A 16938-nucleotide genomic window follows, 5' to 3' on the forward strand; every position below is an offset into this window, starting at 1 on the left:
CCGGCAGCCGGGGATCAGGAGGACGGGACGGGCCGGGGCGCGCCCGGGTACGTACCGAAGTACCAGTGGTTGCCCTCCGGGTCGGCGGCGGCGAAGTCACGCGAGCCGTAGTCGGTCCCGTGTGGCCCGGCGGTGATCCGCGCCCCGGCGGCGACGGCCCGGGCGTGCACGCCGTCCGGGTCGGCGGTCACCACGTACGCGCTGAAGCTGCCCGGTCGGCCCGGCCACTCGCCCGGCGCCGTCTCGCGCACCGAGCCCAGCATCACGCCGCCGCCCTCCGGCCAGGCGAGCTCGGCGTGCGCGACGAACTCGCCCTCGCCGTAGCTGGCCACCTCCTGGAAGCCGAAGGCGTCCGCCAGGAAGCGGATCAGGGCCCGGGCGTCGGTCGCGCGCAGGGTGGGCCAGACCTGCGGGGCGGGGGTCTCGGTGTCCATGGCGGTCACTCCTCGGGTTCGGTGGTCACGGGGTGCGATGGTCACGCCTCCCACCCTGCGGCCGCCCGGGCCGCCCCGCCTTGGACGTTTCGGAACTTCGCCGCCTCCGGCCCCTCCGTCGCCAGCCAGACACTCGGCGCGGCCCCGGCCAGCGCCCGGAACTCCCGGGCCAGATGTGCCTGGTCGAAGTAGCCGCAGCGGGCGGCCAGTTCCGCCAGCCGGGGCGGCGGCGAACCGGCCGCGAGCAGGTGCCGGGCCCGGTCGAAGCGGATCACCCGGGCGGCCGCCTTGGGGGTCAGCCCGGTCTCCCGGCGGAACCGGTCCTGGAGGTGCCTGGCGCTCCAACCGGTCTCCCGGGCCAGCTCCGCCACCGGCAGCGCACCGCCGCTGCGCCGCAGCGCCCGCCAGGCCCGGCCCACCTCCGGCGGCACCAGCCCGGACGGCCGGGCGGCCCGCAGCAGCGCGGCGTCCAGCACGGCGAACCGCTCCGTCCAGTCGGCGGCCGCGTGCAGCCGCTCCCGCAGTTCGGGGGCGAGCCGCCCGAGCACCTCCTCCGCCGGGACGTCGATCCCCGCCAACTCCCCGGCGGGCAGCCCGAACAGCGCCCGGGCGGCGAGCGGGTGCACGGCGATCTGCACCCCTGACTGCGCCCCTTCGTGGGTGATCAGCGCGGGCGAGGTGTGCAGCCCGCCGAGCAGCGTCGGGTAGCTGCCGGGCGGCTGCGCCGGGTCGGGGTGGCCGGCGACCACCAGCGGCTCGTCGAGGGTGAGGATGTAGGTCAGGTACGGCGAGGGCAGACCGCGGTGCACGGCGGGGGCCAGGCCGCGCTGCCGGTACCCCGAGTACCAGGCCACGTACGGGCGCAGCGCCGTCGCGGGCCTGGCGCGGACGGCCTCGTCGACCGCTCCGGCGGCCCTCGTCGTCACCCGTCCAGTATCGGCGCTCGCGGTCGCGGGCACGGCCGTGGTCGCTTACGGTGAGGGAACGGTCACCCCGCGAGCGGCGCTGTGGACCGCCGCGGGGGAGGACCGTCGGGGGGTAACACCGACGAAGGAGTCCCCGTGACCACTGCCCGAGACATCATGCACACCGGCGCCCAGTGCATCGGCGCCCACCAGACGCTGGACGAGGCCGCGAGAATGATGCGCGAGATGCACGTCGGCGCGCTGCCGATCTGCGGCGACGACCAGAAGCTGCACGGCATCATCACCGACCGCGACATCGTGCTGCGCTGTGTCGCCGAGGGCAAGGACCCGGCCAAGATGACGGCCATGGAACTCGCCGGACACCTGCACTGCGTGCGGGCCGAGGACAGCATGGACACCGTGCTGAAGAAGATGGAACAGCACCAGATCCGGCGCATCCCGGTGATCGACGGCGAGCGGTTGGTCGGCATGATCAGCGAGGCCGACCTGGCGATGGGTCACCGCGACGGCCACCGGCTGACGGACGAGCAGATCATCAAGTTCATGGACAGCGTCTACATGAAGCAGTGACCCCCGCTCGCCCCACCCGCTGAGCGCAGCCCCGTCCGCGCCCCGGTGACCGGCCGGTCCCCCCGCACCGGCCGGGCCTTCCGAGGGTGCCGGACGGGGCCCTCGCGCGTCTTGTACAAATGCGCAACGCCCGCCGGGCGCCGACGCCTCACCGCGGGCGCAGGTCGAGGACCAGGTCCCGGGGGAGGCCGTGGGTGTCGTGGAGGTAGTGGAGGTCGTCCTCGGTGAGCGGGCCGCGGAAGCGGGGGCGGGAGAGCACCTGGCGGCCGCGCTCCAGGAGGCGGGTGAAGCGGTGTTCCTCGTCGAGGATCACCCCGCGGACCGACTCGGGGCGGACGTCCTGGCGGAAGTGGTCCAGGGTGTGCCGGATCAACTCGTCCGGCAGGTCGCCGAGTCCGCGCCGCGGGTCGTCCCGGCGCAGCACGGTGAGCACCCGGCGCAGCAGGCGGCGCAGGACGTAGCCGCGGCCGGTGGTGGAGGGGCGGACGCCGTCGCCGATGACGACGACGGCCGAGCGCAGGTGGTCGCAGACCAGGCGCAGTGACGGTTCGTCCAGCTGCCACAGGGTCGGGACGAGCTGGCGCCACGGGTCGAAGACGTCGCACTCGAAGACGGAGGAGCGGCCCTGGAGCAGCGAGGAGAGGCGTTCCAGACCCAGACCGGTGTCGATGTTGCGTTGGGGGAGCGGGACGAGGGTGCCGTCGCCGAGGCGGCGGTGGCGCATCATCACGTGGTTCCACACCTCGACCCAGCGGTCGTCCCGGGTGGGGGTGGACCGGGGCGGGGTGTCGCCGGTCCACAGGAAGATCTCCGAGTCGGGGCCGCAGGGGCCGGTCGGGCCGTTGGACCACCAGTTGTCCTCGACGGTGAGTTCGACCGGCACGCCGCGGTCCTGCCACAGCTCGAGGGAGTCGGTGTCGGGGCCGGCCTGCTCGTCGCCGCCGAAGACGGTGACGTGGAGCCGTCCGGGGTCGATGCCGAAGCCGTCGGTGAGCAGCCCGTAGCCCCAGTCGAGGCTCTGCGGGCCCTCGTAGTCGCCGAGGGACCAGGTGCCGAGCATCTCGAAGACGGTGAGGTGGGTGCGGTCGCCGACCTCGTCGAGGTCGGTGGTGCGCAGGCAGCGCTGGACGTTGACCAGCCGCCTGCCGAGCGGGTGGGGGCGTCCCTCCAGGTGGGGCGTGAGGGGGTGCATGCCGGAGGTGGTGAACAGCACCGGGTCACCGGGCGGGGGCAGCAGGGTCGAACCGGTGATCCGGCGGTGGCCGCGGTCCTCGAAGTACTCGATGAAGGTGCGGACGAGCTGGTCGGTGTTCACGGGGTGGCTCCTTCGCGTGTGCCGTGGCGGGAGGCACCAGACAACGAGTCCACGCGATCATCGGAGCCGAGGCGCGGAACGCCTCGGGCCACCACCGGCGGACCGTTTCCGGTCGCCGGGGGAGGGGGTACGTCAGGCGGCGGCAACCGGCGAGCTGGTCGCTCGCGCGGTGGCGGTGGTGTGGCCGGTGACGTTCATGAGGCCGAGGGTAACGCGGTCGGCGCTCCGGGGCACCTGGTTTTGCGCCGCGGAGCGGGAGGGCGGCGTCGGACTTCCCGCTCCGGGCGCCACGCGGTCACAGCGGCAGGCTCTGCCAGCCGTTGAAGCCGGTGGCCGTGGTGCCCGTGCGGTAGGAGACGCGGCCGTCCGTTCCGATGGCGAACACGTGGAGGACGCCGGCGCCGTCGACGACCGCGGTCGGGTGGTCGAGGACGGTGCCGCCGAGGTCCTGCCAGGCGCCGTAGCCGGAGTTCGGGGCGGTCCGCGCGGTGGTGCTCACCCCTGCGCCGCGGTTGCGCTCGAACAGGACGACCCGTCCGCCGAGGGTGGCCGCCGCCGGCTCGCCGACGCCGCCGTGTCCGCCCACGGGCGCCGGGGACTGGCTCCACGAACCGCCGGGCCGGGTCTGGTGGCTGACCACCATCGCGCCGGTGTCGGCCTCGCGGTAGGCGAGTTCGATCCGGCCGTCCGGCGAGCCCTGCCACCAGCCGAGGACGCCGGTGCGGGTGCCGGCGAACACCTCGATCGCCCCGACGCCGTCGCGGATCGCGGTGACCGGGTCCTGGAGGTCGGTGCCGCCCAGGTCCGTCCAGGCGGTCGTCCACACCCCGCCCGGGGTGGTCTGCCGGATGGTGCTGAGGCCGCCCCCGCCGTTCTTGACGAACAGCTCCAGCCGCCCGTCCTGGGAGTCCGCGACCACGGGCACGCCGACCTGGTCCTCGTTGCCGAGCCCGGCGTTGGGGTTGCCGTGGTCGGCCCAGCCGTTCCACCACCAGCCGTTGGGCGTGGCCTGCGGCAGCGAGATGACGTGGTGGTCGGTCAGGCGGCGGGCGAAGACCTCAAGGCGGCCGTCGGCGTTGGTGCCGACGGCGATGCCCGGCGCCAGCCGCCCGCCGGGGTCGGCCATCCGCACCGGGCCGCCCCAACTGCCGTCCGCCTGGCGCCAGTAGGTGTAGAGGCCGTCGGCCCGGACGACGAAGACCTGCGGCCGGCCGTCCTGGTTCAGGCGCGACGACCTGCATGACCAGCGGTCCGGCGCCGGTGACCGTGGGCGGCCCGACGGCCGCAGTGGCGCGGGTCGCCGTCCCCCGGGTGAGGACGGGCGCGGTGAGGGCGGAGAGCGCGACGGAGGCGAGGAGTTGCCGTCGTCCGATCGCCATTGTGTTTCCCCCCGGTTCGAGATCGGGATGTGATCACGCCAAGAGGAGGCTAAACGGAATGGGGAACCGGCAAACGGCATTGACGGCATTCCGCAATCGTGTGGCGGAAAACGTCAGTTGACGTGCGATCGAGCTCGTCCGCCATTTCCGCGCAGTTCCGGATCCGGTTCAGCTGGGGTCGGCGTCGAGCACGGCGCTGGTGATCCGCCCGATGACCCGGTCGGCCGGTTCGAGGGTGGTGGCGGAGCGGCGGGAGGCCAGGAATTCGCGGGGCGAGCAGCCGACCATGCCGCGGAAGGTGCGGTGGAGGTGGGACTGGTCGTAGTAGCCGCAGAGCGCCGCCAGGTCGGCGCGCGCGAGCCGCTCGTCCGGGGCGGTCAGCAGGCGCAGCGTCCGCTGCAGCCGCAGGATTCCGGCGGCCTGTTTGGGCGCCAGCCCGAGCTGTTCGCGGAAGCGCTGCTCCAGTCGGCGGCGGCTCCAGCCGGTGCCCTCCACCAGTGCGCCGACCGGCACCAGGCCCCAGGAGCGCCGCAGTTGGTGCCAGGCCCAGGCGACGTCCGGCTCCCAGGCCGGTCCGTCGGCCAGCAGCGCGGTGAAGTGGTCGTCCAGCAGGGCGAACCGGGCCGGCCAGGTCGGGGCGTCGGCCAGCCGGGCGGCCAGCCGGCCCAGCCGGGGGCCCAGCACCTCCCCGGCGTCCGCCCACTGTCCGCCGAGTTCCCCGGCCACCGGTCCGAACGCGCGGAAGGCGCCCTGCGGGGTGAGCGAGACCGCCAGTCCGTGCAGCACACCGGCGTGCTCGGCGATCGTCGCGGTGCGGCGCAGTCCGGCGGCGATCGAGCCGAAGGAGATTCCGGGGGCGGGCGAAACGGCGTCGGTGAGCCGCATCGTGCCCTCGAAGGCGAGCGCCACCGTCACGACGTCCGTCGGCACCTCCAGCCGTCGGCGGGGGCGGTCCAGGGACATCCGGTAGCCGCGGTAGTCGAGGACGTAGCGGCGCAGCGGTGTGGCGGGCAGGCCGAGCGCCATCGTCGGACCGGCGGTCTGAAGGGTGTCCTGGGCCACGTCAACTCCCTCGCTCGGCCCGGCGGGTGGACGGGTGCACGGATCATCCTAGGCGGATCGTTCACCGCGCCGACCGTCTCATGACGTGGATTTTCCTTTCTCGGGAAGCGAGATGCGGGCACAATTGCGTACATGGGAAAACAGTACGAAAACATCAGCGGCCGACTGCGGCAGTTCATCGAACGCCAGCCCGTCTACTTCGTCGCCACCGCGCCGCTGGCGGGCGACGGACACGTCAACCTCTCGCCCAAGGGCCGCTCCGGCACCCTCGTGATCATCGACGAACTCACTCTCGCCTACCTGGACTTCGGCGGCTCGCAGGCCGAGACCATCGCCCACCTGCGGGAGAACGGCCGGATCACCCTGATGTGGTGCGCCTTCGACGGCCCGCCCACCGTGGTCCGGGTGCACGGCCGCGGCGAGCCCGTCTTCCGCGACGACCCGCGCTTCGCCGAACTGCTCGACCGCTTCGAGTCCGGCGTGGACGGAGCGGGCCTGCGGGCGATCGTCCTGGTCCGGGCCGAGCGGGTCAGCGACTCCTGCGGCTACGCCGTGCCGTTCATGGACTACCGCGCCGACCGCGACCTGCACGCCCAGTACTTCGAGCGCAAGGGTGAGGAGCAGTTCAGCGCCTACTGCGAGGGCAAGCCGCTCGTCAGGACCAGCATCGACGGTCTGCCCGCCCTTCCGCTGCCGCTCCCGTCCCGGTCGTCCGGCGGACAGACGGCCTGACGGCGTGACGGCCTGACGGCCGGTCGGGCCGTTGCCCGAGGAGGACCGTCGGCTACCCGTCGACGGGTGGACGTGGGCAACCGGCGAGAGCTTCATCGACCCGGGCGTGCGGCTCACCGGCAAGCGCTGGAAGGTCGACCCCCGGCGCGGGAGCGCTCCAAGGAGCTGCCATCATCGATCACATGACTGACCGTCATATGGAAACGGGAGCTTCCGTCATGCCGAACCACCCCGTCATCGCGCAGATCGAGCGCGCCGCCGCCACGACCGGAGCCCTGATCGCGGGCATCGGTGCGGAGCAGTGGAAACTCCCCACGCCCTGCGCGGACTGGGACGTCACCGCCCTGGTGAACCACCTGGTGGGCGGGATCCATCTGTACGTCGGCCGGCTGACCGGCACCGACCCCGGAAAGGCGCACGAGGACGACTGGCTCGGCGACGACCCGGTCGCGGCCTACCGGTCCGCGGCGGCCGCCGACCTCGCGGCCTGGCGCCGCCCGGGTGCGCTCGACCGCAGCGTCACCATCCCGCTCGGCGACCTGCCGGGCGAGTTCGCCGCCACCGTCCACCTGACCGAGCTGGCCGTGCACGGGGCGGACATCGCGGTGGCGACCGGGCGGGAGAACCTGCTGGACGCCGAGCTGCTGGAGGGTCTGCTGGCCGCGATCCGGCAGCTGGGCGTCGACCGGTACCGCGTCCCCGGCATCTTCGGCCCGGAGGCCACCGCCGCCGCCGACGCCCCGGTCCACCTGCGCCTGCTCGCCCACCTGGGCCGCACGGTCGCGGTCTGACGGCACCCGAGCCGCAGCGGCGGCCGGCGCTGTCGCCCTGAGTGCGGTCCGGGGCCCGACCGGACCGAGCGGGGCCGGTCCCCGACCACCGGGAGGTCGTGGCCGTGGCCCCGGTCCAGCAGCCGGCTTCGTCGGCAGGGCGGGGCGTGACGCGACGAAGCCGCCGCGCCCTTCGTGGGTGCGGCGGCCTGCGTGCGGTTGGCGTGCGGGCTCACTCGCCCAGGCCGGCCTTGCCGGGGCGGATCCACCCCGGAGGCCGTGTGGGGCCGCGCACGCGTCGACAGTGCGTGACGGCCCGGCCGGCCCCGCGTGCCGGATCGACGGCCCCGCCCGCCCTCCGGGTGGCCCGCACCACAGCCCTGACCCGGAGTGCCCCCGGCGTCCACTCCCGGTGGCGGGCATAGCCTTCGGCCCATGAACAACGAGAGCGATGCGGCGGACACAGGGGCCGTCGACGACGTCGGCCGACCGGACGGCGGTGCGCCCGGGGGCCGGGGCCCTGCGGAACGCGACGGCCACGAGCCGGCCGTCGCGCCGAGCGGCTTCGAGCTGGGGACCGACGGGCCCAAGGTGATCCTGGCGGGCCTCGACGGCTCCGACTCCTCCTGGCGCGCCACCGCCTACGCCGCCGGACTGGCCCGTCGGCAGGGCGCCCTGCTGGCCGTGGCCTACATCCAGCCGATACTCGGCGCCGCGACAGCCCTGGCCGGTGCCGCGGTGGAAGAGACCACCCAGGAGGTCGCCGACGAGCTACTGGTCGCGCTGCGCGAGGCCGAGCACCGGATGCGCGAGGTCTGGCGGGTGCAGTGGCGCTTCCTCACCATGCGCGGCGACCCCTATACGGGCCTCGCCAAGCTCGCGGACGAGCTGCGTGCCGACGCCGTGGTGGTCGGCGTCTCCGAACAGGCCGGGCACAAGGTGATCGGGTCGGTCGCGGTCCGGCTGGTGAAGGCGGGCCGCTGGCCGGTCACCGTCGTTCCGTAGCGGGCCCGGCACGGACCCGGCAGCGACGCGGCACGGGCTCGACGGGGAGCCGGTGCGGACCCGGTACGGGCTCGACCGGCCACCGCCCGCCGCACGGTCGGTAAGCGGCGGGTAGGGTGCGTGGCCATGACGGAAACGCCGGGCGCGCACCCCACCGAGCCGGCCCACCCGACCGGCAACGACCTGCACCTCGACCTGCCCGCCACCGGCGGCCGCCGTTCCGCGCTGATGGCCGCTCTGCGTGAGGCGATCCGCTCCGGCCGACTCGCCCCCGGCACCCGGCTGCCGCCCTACCGGGCGCTCGCCGCCGACCTCGGCCTGGCCCGCAACACCGCAGCCGAGGCCTACACCGAACTCGTCGCCGAGGGCTGGCTGACCGCCCGCCAGGGCTCCGGCACCACCGTCGCCGAACGCGCCGCACCCGTCCCGTCCGACCGGGCCCGCCGCCCCACCCGCCGGTCCGGGTCCGTGCACGACCTGCGCCAGGGCCAGCCCGACGCCGCCTCCTTCCCCCGCACCGCCTGGCTGGCCGCTGCCCGCCGGGCCCTCACCGCCGCGCCCAACGAAGCCTTCGGGCCCGGTGATCCGCAGGGCCGGCGCGAACTGCGGACCGTCCTCGCCGACTACCTCGCCCGCGCCCGCGGGGTGCGCACCGACCCCGACCGGATCGTGGTCTGCTCCGGCTTCGCCCATGCGCTGCGGCTGCTCTTCGACGGCGCCGCGGCCGTCCTGCCCTCCGCCGACCGGGGGCCGCTGGCCGTCGAGGCGTACGGGCTCGGCTTCCACCGCGGTCTGCTGGCCGCCGCCGGGGTCGCCACCGTGCCGCTGCCCATCGACGAACGGGGCGCCAGGGTGGACGACTTGGCACGGCACCCGGACCTCCGGGCGGTCCTGCTCACCCCCGCCCACCAGTTCCCGACCGGCGGCCCGCTGTACGCCGGGCGCCGCGCCGCCGTGGTCGACTGGGCGCGTGGGCGCGGCGGACTCGTCCTGGAGGACGACTACGACGGGGAATTCCGCTACGACCGCCAACCGGTCGGCGCCGTCCAGGGGCTCGACCCCGACCGGGTCGTCTACCTCGGCAGCACCAGCAAGAGCCTCAGTCCGGCGCTGCGCCTCGGCTGGATGGTCCTGCCGGACCACCTGGTGGACCGGGTGCTCGCGGCCAAGGGCGAACGCGAGGCCTGGGCCAGCGCGTTGGACCAGCTGACCCTGGCCGAGTTCATCGACTCCGGAGGCTACGACCGGCACCTGCGCCGGATGCGGCGGCGCTACCGGGACCGCCGGGACCAGTTGGTGGCCGCGCTGGCCGCGAACGCCCCGCACATCGGGGTGTCCGGCATCGCGGCCGGTCTGCACGCCGTCCTGCGTCTCGCCCCCGGCACCGAGCGCTCGATCCTCAAGGCCGCCGCCTACCGGGGCCTGGCGGTCGAAGGGCTCGCCGACTACCGCCATCCGGCGGTCACCGCGGAGGCGATGCCCGCCGTCGACGGACTGGTGGTCGGCTACGCCACACCGCCCGACCACGCCTACCCGGCGGCCCTCCAGGCGCTCTGCGACATCCTGCCGCCGGCGGCCTGAGGCGGCCTGAGGTGGCCCGAGCGCGGGTCGGGGAGCGGGGCGGCCAAGGATAGGCCACCAGCGGTTCCGCCGGGCCCGAAAGCGGTCGATCGGTCCCCGGCGTCCGCCCGCCGCTCCTCCACCCGTACGGCTTCGGGCGGAGCACGGTAACCGGGTCGGTGCCGGCCCCTACTCTCCTTGGACATGCGCAGAACACATCTGAGCCGTGCCGCGCTCGCCGCGGGTCCGGCCCTCGCCGTCGGTCTGCTCCTGCCCGCCGCACCCGCCCGGGCGGACAGTCCGCTTCCCCTGACGGCCGTCTCCGACCGGCAGACGACCGTCCGGGGCGGGGAGTTCACGCTGACCCTGACGCTCACCAACCCGTACGACACCCCGATCCAGTTCGTCTACCAGAGCGTCCAGGAGACCTACCCCACCAGCCTGGAACCGGGGCTGAAGTTCACTGCCACGGCCTGCGGCACCCAGACCAACGGCTGCAGCGACAACGTGCACGGCGGCATCGCCCGCTACGACGTGCCGCTCGCCCCCGGCGCCAGCAGCAGCTTCACCATCACCTACACGGTGGCCCCGGACTCCGCGTGCGGCGCGACCCGGATCGACTTCTACTCGTACCTCTACTACGAGTACAACGGCGGCCTGGCCAGCAACTCGGGCATCGTCGACATCCCGGGCACCCAGGTCGTCTGCGGCTGACCCCGCACCGGGCCCCCTTGCCGTACCACCCCGGCGCGGCCCCGCCGCCGCGCCCCCCGTACACCCGTCAGGTGCCGGCCACCCCCGTACCGGCACCTGACGGGCCTTCCGCGACTGTCGGAGTCGGGCGGCAGGATCGGGCCATGGACGCACGGATGCCGAACGACCCCGACCACCCCGCCGACTTCCCGGCGGGCGCGCCGGAGCGCCCGGCCCCACCCGCCCGGCCGGGCACCGGCCGCTGCTGCAGGTCGAGGGGTCGGCGGCGGACGCGGCCTGGGGCGAGCTGGTCAACGTCTCGGTCTGGATCACCGACGAGGACCTGGCGGCGCGTCGGTTCGACCGGGTGCGGCACGGAATGGAGGTCGCCTGAGCGGTGTGCCGGGTTGAGCACTCGGCGGCGGATGGGGGCTGAAAGCGGGAGATTCACCCTATCGGGGGGTAGTCGGTCACCGTACGGGCCCGGTCGGGTTCTGGTGATCTAGGGTTCCGGATGGGCCGCCGGGCGATGGCGGTCGCGCTCCCGACACACGCCAACTTCCCCACCAGCCAGCGGATCTGATGATCCGTTGTGGCTCGCTCCCGGGGCGGAGCGGTACGGCCCTGGACGCGTGATCCGACCACACGAATGGAGACCCTGCCGATGCCCGTGGACACGAGCCCGGAGACACAGCAGGACCGGCAGCAGAGCCTTGCGACGGCCGCTGCCCGCAATCTTGCCACCACGACCAAGTCCGCACCGCAGATGCAGGAGATCACCTCCCGCTGGCTGCTCAAGGTGCTCCCGTGGGTCGAGGCCCACGGTGGCGCGTACCGGGTGAACCGACGGCTCACCTACACCGTCGGCAACGGCGTGGTGGAGTTCATCAAGACCGGCTCCCAGGTCCGGGTGATCCCGGCGGAGCTGGGCGAACTCGCCCTGCTGCGCGGTTACGAGGACGAGGAGGTGCTGACCGCCCTCGCCGATCGCTGCCAGCAGCGCGACTTCGGCCCCGGCGAGGTGCTCACCACCCAGGGCGAGGCGGCCGACCGGATCTTCCTGATCGCGCACGGCAAGATCAACAAGATCGGCACCGGCAAGTACGGCGACGAGACCGTGGTCGGCGTGGCCGGTGACGGCGACCGCTTCGGCGACGACGCGCTGCTGAACCCGGACGCCGTCTGGGAGTACACGGCGAAGACCGCCACCGCCGGTGTCGCGCTCACCCTGAGCCGGGACGACTTCGCCCGCATCCGGGACAACGCGCCGACCCTCCAGGAGCACCTCCAGTCGTTCCTGGCCCTGCCCCTGCAGGCCCAGAACGAGCGCGGCGAGGCCGAGATCGCCATGTCGGCCGGTCACCACGGCGAGTACGAACTCCCCGGCGCCTTCGTGGACTACGAGCTGAAGCCGCGCGAATACGAGCTGAGCGTCGCGCAGACCATCCTCAAGGTCCACACCCGTGTCGCGGACCTGTACAACCACCCGATGAACCAGATCGAGCACCAGCTCCGGCTGACCATCGAGGCCCTGCGCGAGCGCCAGGAGCACGAGATGATCAACAACCCGGAGTTCGGCCTGCTCAACAACGCCGACTTCGATCAGCGGATCCAGACCCACTCCGGCCCGCCCACCCCGGACGACCTGGACGAGCTGCTCAACCGTCGCCGCGACCCCGACTACCTGCTGGCCCACCCGCGCACCATCGCCGCGATCGGCCGGGAGTTCAACGCCCGGGGCATCTACCCGCACCACGTCGACCTCGGCGGGCAGCAGGTGCCGGCGTGGCGCGGGGTGCCGATCCTGCCGTGCAGCAAGATCCCGATCACCAAGGAGAACACCAGCTCGGTCCTGGTGATCCGTACCGGGGAGGACAACCAGGGCGTCATCGGCCTGCACCAGACCGGCCTGCCGGACGAGTACCAGCCCTCGCTCTCGGTCCGCTTCATGGGGATCGACGAGAAGGCGATCATCTCCTACCTGGTCAGCGCCTACTACTCGTGCGCGATCCTGGTGCCGGACGCGGTCGGTGTGCTCGAGAACGTCGAGATCGCGCACCGCCGCCACTGAGCGCGGAGACCGGCGAGCGCGGGCCGTAACCGGTCGGCGCGAAGATCGTTTCACCTGATGACGGACGGCCCGCCCCGGTGGTGGGCCGTTCGCCTGATCGCGCCCGCACGCGCATGGTCGTGCCCGATCGATTCTGATCCGGATCCAACCGGGGCTGCCCGTTTCCGTCGGCCGGTCGACCGCGTCCGTCCCGTCCTCCCCAGGCGAACCGAGAGGTGTGTGGAGCCCATGCCGCAGCGCCGGCAGTTCCGACGGATACCGAAGCACGGCGGCGGCTCGGCGGGCCCCGGGCGGCGACGGGTGCGACTGATCGGCGCGGCGGTCGGCGTGGCGGCGATGTGCGCACTGGTCGGTGGCGCCACCGCCTCGGGCGCCGAGCGGCCCGGCGGGAACCCGTACGGCTCGGCCGTGGACACCTGCGTGTGCAGTGAGACCGACGTGTCCACCTCGGTGGGACCGGGCGGGAGCGTCGACGTCGGGGTGGACGTCGACGTCCAGGTCGGCGTCACCGTCGCCCCCGACGTCGGCCGCCACCACGACGACCGGCCCCCGCACGACCACCACCGGTGCCACGGGCGCGGTGGGCTCCACCATCACTGCCACCCGCACCCCTGCCCGAGCCCCACCCCGACTCCCACGCCCAGCCCGACCCCAACCCCTACGCGCACCCCCACGCCGACGCCGACGCACACCCCAGTGCCCACGCCGAGCGCGACACCCCCCGGCCCCACCCCGGTGCCCTCGCCACCGGCGTCCGTGCCGCCGCCGCCCGCTCCCCGGCCGGCCGCACCGCCCCCGCCGGTTCACCCCGCGCCCGCCGCACCCGCGGCTCCCGCCCCGCAGGCGGCTCCGCCCGCCGCGGCGCCTAGCCCGGTCCGCCCCAGCCCGCTGTGGCCGACACCCTCGGCGCACCCGGTGTTCAAGGCGTGGGCCGCCAAGCCGTCGGCGGTCGAGCAGCACCACCACGGTGCCTCGACGACCACCACGATGCTGCTGATCTTCGCCCCGGGCATCCTGGCGGCGGCCGCGCTGCGCCCGGGCCGTGGCGGAGGCCGCGGCCGTTCCGGATCCTGACGAGCACCCCGGTCCCCGGCCGCCCGGGGACCGCACGTCCCCGACGTGTCCCGGGCCCGACGCGCCCGTTGGGCGCCGGGTTTCCCCGTTCACGTCACGAGCCAAGCCAGAGAAGGGAGTTCCCATGTCCGAGTGGGTGGCGCTGGTCATCGCCATGGCGGCGGCCTGTGCCGTTGTGGTGGCGGTGGTGGTGCTGAGGCACCGCACCGCGGGCGTCGAGGAGAACGTCGACGAGACGCCCGACGTCATCGAGTACATCACGATGATGATCGGCGTGGTCTACGCGATCGTCCTCGGCCTCGCCATCGCGGGTGTCTGGGAGGCGCGCGGCGCCGCCCAGGACGACCTGTTCCGTGAGGCGCAGTCGCTGCGGGAGGTGAGCGACCGGGCGGTGGTCTACCCGGTCGAGTTCCGCGACCAGGTCCGGGCCGACATCGACGCCTACGTCACGTACGTGGTGAACGTCGAGTGGGACTACATGGCCAAGAACGGCGAGATCACCGACAAGGGCACCGAGTTGCTGGGCAAGGTCCAGAGCGAGGTGGCCGGCCGGGCGCCGGCCTCGGACCTGGAGTCCCAGGCCTACCAGCCGATCATGGACCGGATCAGCCAGGTCTCCGACGCCCGCAACCAGCGCGGTCAGAACGCCGGGCCGACCATGCCGGGAGTGGTGTGGTTGGGTCTGATCGGCGGGGCGGTGGTCACCATCGGGATGCTCTTCGCGCTGCAGATCAGGCGCACGCCGCGGGAGTTGATCCTGGCGGGCTGCTTCAGCGTGCTGATCGCCTTCCTGTTGTTCATGATCTGGGACTTCGACGACCCGTTCGCCCGGAGCGTCTCGGTCACCACCCAGCCCTTCGTGGACCTCTTCCCCTCGCTCGGCCTCAAGAGCTGAGCCGAAGGCGTGACGGGCACCGGTGGTCCCGTCGGGGCCACCGGTGCCCTGGACCAATATTCGCCGTCAAGGGTGTCCACCCCCTGGACCGCCCGGGGCGGCGGAGGACGGCGGACCGGTAGGTTGACCGGGACGGAACAGGCCCGCCGAACGGAGGACCGCATGGACAGTCAGGGCTGGGACGACCGCTACGCCGCGAGCGACCTGGTGTGGGGCACCGCGCCCAACCAGTGGGTGGTCCGCGAACTGACCGGCAGCACCCCCGGCCGCGCCCTCGACCTGGCCACCGGGGAGGGCCGCAACGCCATCTGGCTGGCCACCCAGGGCTGGGAGGTCACCGGCCTCGACTTCTCCGCCGTCGCCCTGGAACGCGCCGAACGGCTCACCGCCGAACTGCCCGACGAGGTCGCCGACCGGCTCACCTGGCGGCACGGCGACGCGCGCACCCAGGAGGGCCCGGTCGGCGGCTACGACCTCGTCCTGATCGCCTACCTCCAGCTCCCCGCGGAGGACCGCCGGGCCGCGCTGCGCGGCGCCACCGAGGCGCTCGCCCCCGGCGGCACCCTGCTGGTCGTCGGGCACGACCTGACGAACCTCACCGACGGCGTCGGCGGTCCCCAGGACCCGGCCGTGCTGTTCACCCCGGAGGACGTCCTCGCCGACCTCGCCGGGTACGGCCTGCGCACCGTACGGGCCGAGCGCGTCCACCGCACGGTGGGCGAGCCCGGCCACGGGGGCGGCCTGACGAGCGTCGCGATCGACGCGCTGGTGCGGCTGGAGCGGGGCGCCGAGTGACGGACCGACCCTCCCGCCGCGCGCTGCTCACCGGCCTGGTGGCCGCCGCCCCGCTGGTGCTGGCCGGCTGCTCCTCGGGCGGGAAGAAGGACAAGGCCGACAAGAACGGCCCGGTGGCCAGGGCCGGTGATCCGGGCGGCGCGGCCTTCGTGATGGTCATCCGGCACGGCGAGAAGCCCGACGGCAGCCAGCCCGGTCTGGACGAGAACGGCGAGCACGACGGCAAGTCCCTCACCCGGCGCGGCTGGGACCGGGCCAAGGCGCTGCCCACCCTGTTCGCCCCGCTCGCGGCCGGCCTGCGCACCCCGGCCCGGATCTACGCCGCCACCGACCAGGGCCCGCTGGCCGGGGCGCACCGGATGTGCCAGACCGTCACCCCGCTGGGAACCAAGCTCGGGCTCGCCGTGGACACCACCTACGCCGAGTCCCAGGAGTCCGAGCTGGCCGGTGCCGCGCTCGCCGGGGCGCAACCGGTGCTGATCTGCTGGGAGCACTCCCGGATCCCGCGGATCGTCGAGGCGCTCGGCGCCTCGGGCAGCGGGGTGCCGACCAGCTGGCCGGACCGGTTCGACCTGGTCTGGGTGTTCTCCCGGCCGGCCGGCGGGGCCTGGACGTTCCAGGAGGTGCGCCAGCACCTCCTGGATGGCGACGCCTGATCCGCCCGCGGGCGCGGTCGCCTGAGTGGGCCGGCGGCTACCCGGCGCTGATCGTCACCAGCGAGTACTGGGCGACGGTCAGCGGGACGCTGACGGTTCCGCGGTGACGGTGTACGGGGCGGGCTGCGGGGCCGGGTCGGTGCCGTCCGGGCCGGCGACGGTGACGGCGGTGACGCTCGCCCCGGCCGGGAAGGCGAACTCCGCGCGCTGTCCGCCCAGTTCGTCCAGGGCGCTGGGGGCCGGGCCGGTGATGACGACGGGTGAATCCATCGGTGTGCGGAGGCCGCCGGAAGTGAGGCCCGGGGGACGGGTGGGTAGGGGTCCCCCGGGCCGCTGTCCGATGATCGTAGGTTTCCCTGCGTGCGATAGGTTCGCGGCACGGACGGCGGTGGGAACGAGGAGGGCACGATGACCGTTTCGCTGGCCAAGGGGCAGAAGATCAGCCTGGAGAAGCCGGGCGGTGGGCAGTTGAGCCTGGTCCGGATGGGCCTGGGCTGGAAGGCCGTGCAGCGCAAGGGTTTCCTGGCCAAGCTGATGTCCGTCGGCCGGGAGATCGACCTGGACGCCTCGGCGGTGCTGTTCTCGCGGGGGAGGTCGGTGGACGTGGTCTTCTTCCAGCACCTGACCAGCAACGACGGCTCGGTCCGCCACAGCGGGGACAACCTGGTCGGCGGCTCCGGCGACGCGACCGACGACGAGTCGATCACGGTCGACCTGACCAGGGTCGGCGCCGAGGTCGACCAGATCCTGTTCACGGTCAACTCCTTCACCGGTCAGACCTTCCAGGAGGTCGAGGCCGCCTTCTGCCGGCTGGTGGACGAGACCACCGGCGCCGAGCTGGCCCGCTACACCCTCACCGGCGGCGGCCCGTACACCGCCCAGATCATGGCCAAGGTGCAGCGCACGCCGACCGGTTGGCAGATGGTCGCGATCGGCAGGCCGGCGAGCGGGCGCACCTTCCAGGACCTGATGCCGGAACTGGTCAAGCACCTGTGACCCGC

At 73.7% G+C, this 16938-nt stretch carries 18 protein-coding genes; 12 read left to right on the plus strand and 6 right to left on the minus strand.

What is annotated here, in order from left to right; all coding sequences use genetic code 11:
* Positions 1–14: 14 nt before the first annotated feature.
* Complete coding sequence (locus ACH4J0_RS26210) at positions 15–434, minus strand: VOC family protein (protein WP_396243021.1); 420 nt, start codon at positions 432–434, stop codon at positions 15–17.
* Between the two features lie 41 nt (positions 435–475).
* A complete protein-coding gene (locus ACH4J0_RS26215) occupies positions 476–1360 on the minus strand; it encodes a helix-turn-helix domain-containing protein (protein WP_396243022.1) in 885 nt (294 codons plus the stop codon).
* 135 nt (positions 1361–1495) lie between these two features.
* Between ACH4J0_RS26215 and ACH4J0_RS26220 the strand changes: the two genes are divergently transcribed.
* Positions 1496–1930, plus strand: a complete 435-nt coding sequence (locus ACH4J0_RS26220; protein WP_396243023.1) for a CBS domain-containing protein — start codon at positions 1496–1498, stop codon at positions 1928–1930.
* Positions 1931–2078: 148 nt separating this feature from the next.
* Here ACH4J0_RS26220 and ACH4J0_RS26225 read toward each other — a convergent pair whose 3' ends face one another.
* The 3 genes from ACH4J0_RS26225 to ACH4J0_RS26235 all read right to left on the minus strand — a co-directional run bounded on the left by ACH4J0_RS26225 (position 2079) and on the right by ACH4J0_RS26235 (position 5686).
* On the minus strand, positions 2079–3245 hold the full coding sequence (locus ACH4J0_RS26225; protein ID WP_396243024.1) for an alanine--tRNA ligase-related protein: 1167 nt from the start codon (positions 3243–3245) through the stop codon (positions 2079–2081).
* Positions 3246–3540: 295 nt separating this feature from the next.
* Entirely contained in the window at positions 3541–4371 is an 831-nt protein-coding gene (locus ACH4J0_RS26230) for a hypothetical protein (protein WP_396243025.1), read from the minus strand.
* A gap of 421 nt (positions 4372–4792) precedes the next feature.
* Positions 4793–5686 carry a helix-turn-helix domain-containing protein gene (locus ACH4J0_RS26235; RefSeq protein WP_396243026.1) on the minus strand — a complete coding sequence of 298 codons (894 nt, stop codon included), beginning with the start codon at positions 5684–5686 and terminating at the stop codon, positions 4793–4795.
* 132 nt (positions 5687–5818) lie between these two features.
* On the opposite strand from ACH4J0_RS26235, the gene ACH4J0_RS26240 reads away from it, so the two are divergent.
* The 10 genes from ACH4J0_RS26240 (at position 5819) to ACH4J0_RS26285 (ending at position 15937) form a co-directional block, all read left to right on the plus strand.
* The gene (locus ACH4J0_RS26240; protein ID WP_396243027.1) at positions 5819–6418 is read left to right on the plus strand and encodes a pyridoxamine 5'-phosphate oxidase family protein; all 600 of its coding nucleotides are present in this window, start codon (positions 5819–5821) and stop codon (positions 6416–6418) included.
* 218 nt (positions 6419–6636) lie between these two features.
* Positions 6637–7209, plus strand: coding sequence for a TIGR03086 family metal-binding protein (locus ACH4J0_RS26245; protein ID WP_396243028.1), 573 nt, complete (start codon positions 6637–6639; stop codon positions 7207–7209).
* 414 nt (positions 7210–7623) lie between these two features.
* Positions 7624–8193 (plus strand): universal stress protein, encoded by a 570-nt coding sequence (locus tag ACH4J0_RS26250; protein WP_396243029.1) that lies wholly within the window; start codon positions 7624–7626, stop codon positions 8191–8193.
* 126 nt (positions 8194–8319) lie between these two features.
* Positions 8320–9774, plus strand: a complete 1455-nt coding sequence (locus tag ACH4J0_RS26255) for a PLP-dependent aminotransferase family protein (RefSeq protein WP_396243030.1) — start codon at positions 8320–8322, stop codon at positions 9772–9774.
* A 183-nt stretch (positions 9775–9957) separates the two neighbouring features.
* Positions 9958–10467: a hypothetical protein gene (locus ACH4J0_RS26260; protein ID WP_396243031.1), complete on the plus strand. Its 510-nt coding sequence runs from the start codon at positions 9958–9960 to the stop codon at positions 10465–10467.
* A 643-nt stretch (positions 10468–11110) separates the two neighbouring features.
* Entirely contained in the window at positions 11111–12517 is a 1407-nt protein-coding gene (locus ACH4J0_RS26265) for a family 2B encapsulin nanocompartment shell protein (RefSeq protein WP_396243032.1), read from the plus strand.
* Between the two features lie 228 nt (positions 12518–12745).
* On the plus strand, positions 12746–13591 hold the full coding sequence (locus ACH4J0_RS26270; RefSeq protein ID WP_396243034.1) for a hypothetical protein: 846 nt from the start codon (positions 12746–12748) through the stop codon (positions 13589–13591).
* 124 nt (positions 13592–13715) lie between these two features.
* Positions 13716–14486, plus strand: a complete 771-nt coding sequence (locus ACH4J0_RS26275; RefSeq protein ID WP_396243035.1) for a hypothetical protein — start codon at positions 13716–13718, stop codon at positions 14484–14486.
* 162 nt (positions 14487–14648) lie between these two features.
* A complete protein-coding gene (locus ACH4J0_RS26280) occupies positions 14649–15281 on the plus strand; it encodes a class I SAM-dependent methyltransferase (RefSeq protein ID WP_396243036.1) in 633 nt (210 codons plus the stop codon).
* Complete coding sequence (locus ACH4J0_RS26285) at positions 15278–15937, plus strand: hypothetical protein (protein WP_396243037.1); 660 nt, start codon at positions 15278–15280, stop codon at positions 15935–15937. The genes ACH4J0_RS26280 and ACH4J0_RS26285 overlap by 4 nt, the downstream gene beginning before the upstream one ends.
* Before the next feature lie 78 nt (positions 15938–16015).
* On the opposite strand, the gene ACH4J0_RS26290 is transcribed toward ACH4J0_RS26285, so the two are convergent.
* Positions 16016–16207, minus strand: coding sequence for a hypothetical protein (locus ACH4J0_RS26290; protein ID WP_396243038.1), 192 nt, complete (start codon positions 16205–16207; stop codon positions 16016–16018).
* Positions 16208–16345: 138 nt separating this feature from the next.
* On the opposite strand from ACH4J0_RS26290, the gene ACH4J0_RS26295 reads away from it, so the two are divergent.
* A complete protein-coding gene (locus ACH4J0_RS26295) occupies positions 16346–16933 on the plus strand; it encodes a TerD family protein (RefSeq protein ID WP_396243040.1) in 588 nt (195 codons plus the stop codon).
* Positions 16934–16938: the final 5 nt, after the last annotated feature.

The sequence above is a fragment of the Kitasatospora sp. NPDC017646 genome (assembly GCF_044329365.1).
Taxonomy (GTDB): Bacteria; Actinomycetota; Actinomycetes; order Streptomycetales; family Streptomycetaceae; genus Kitasatospora.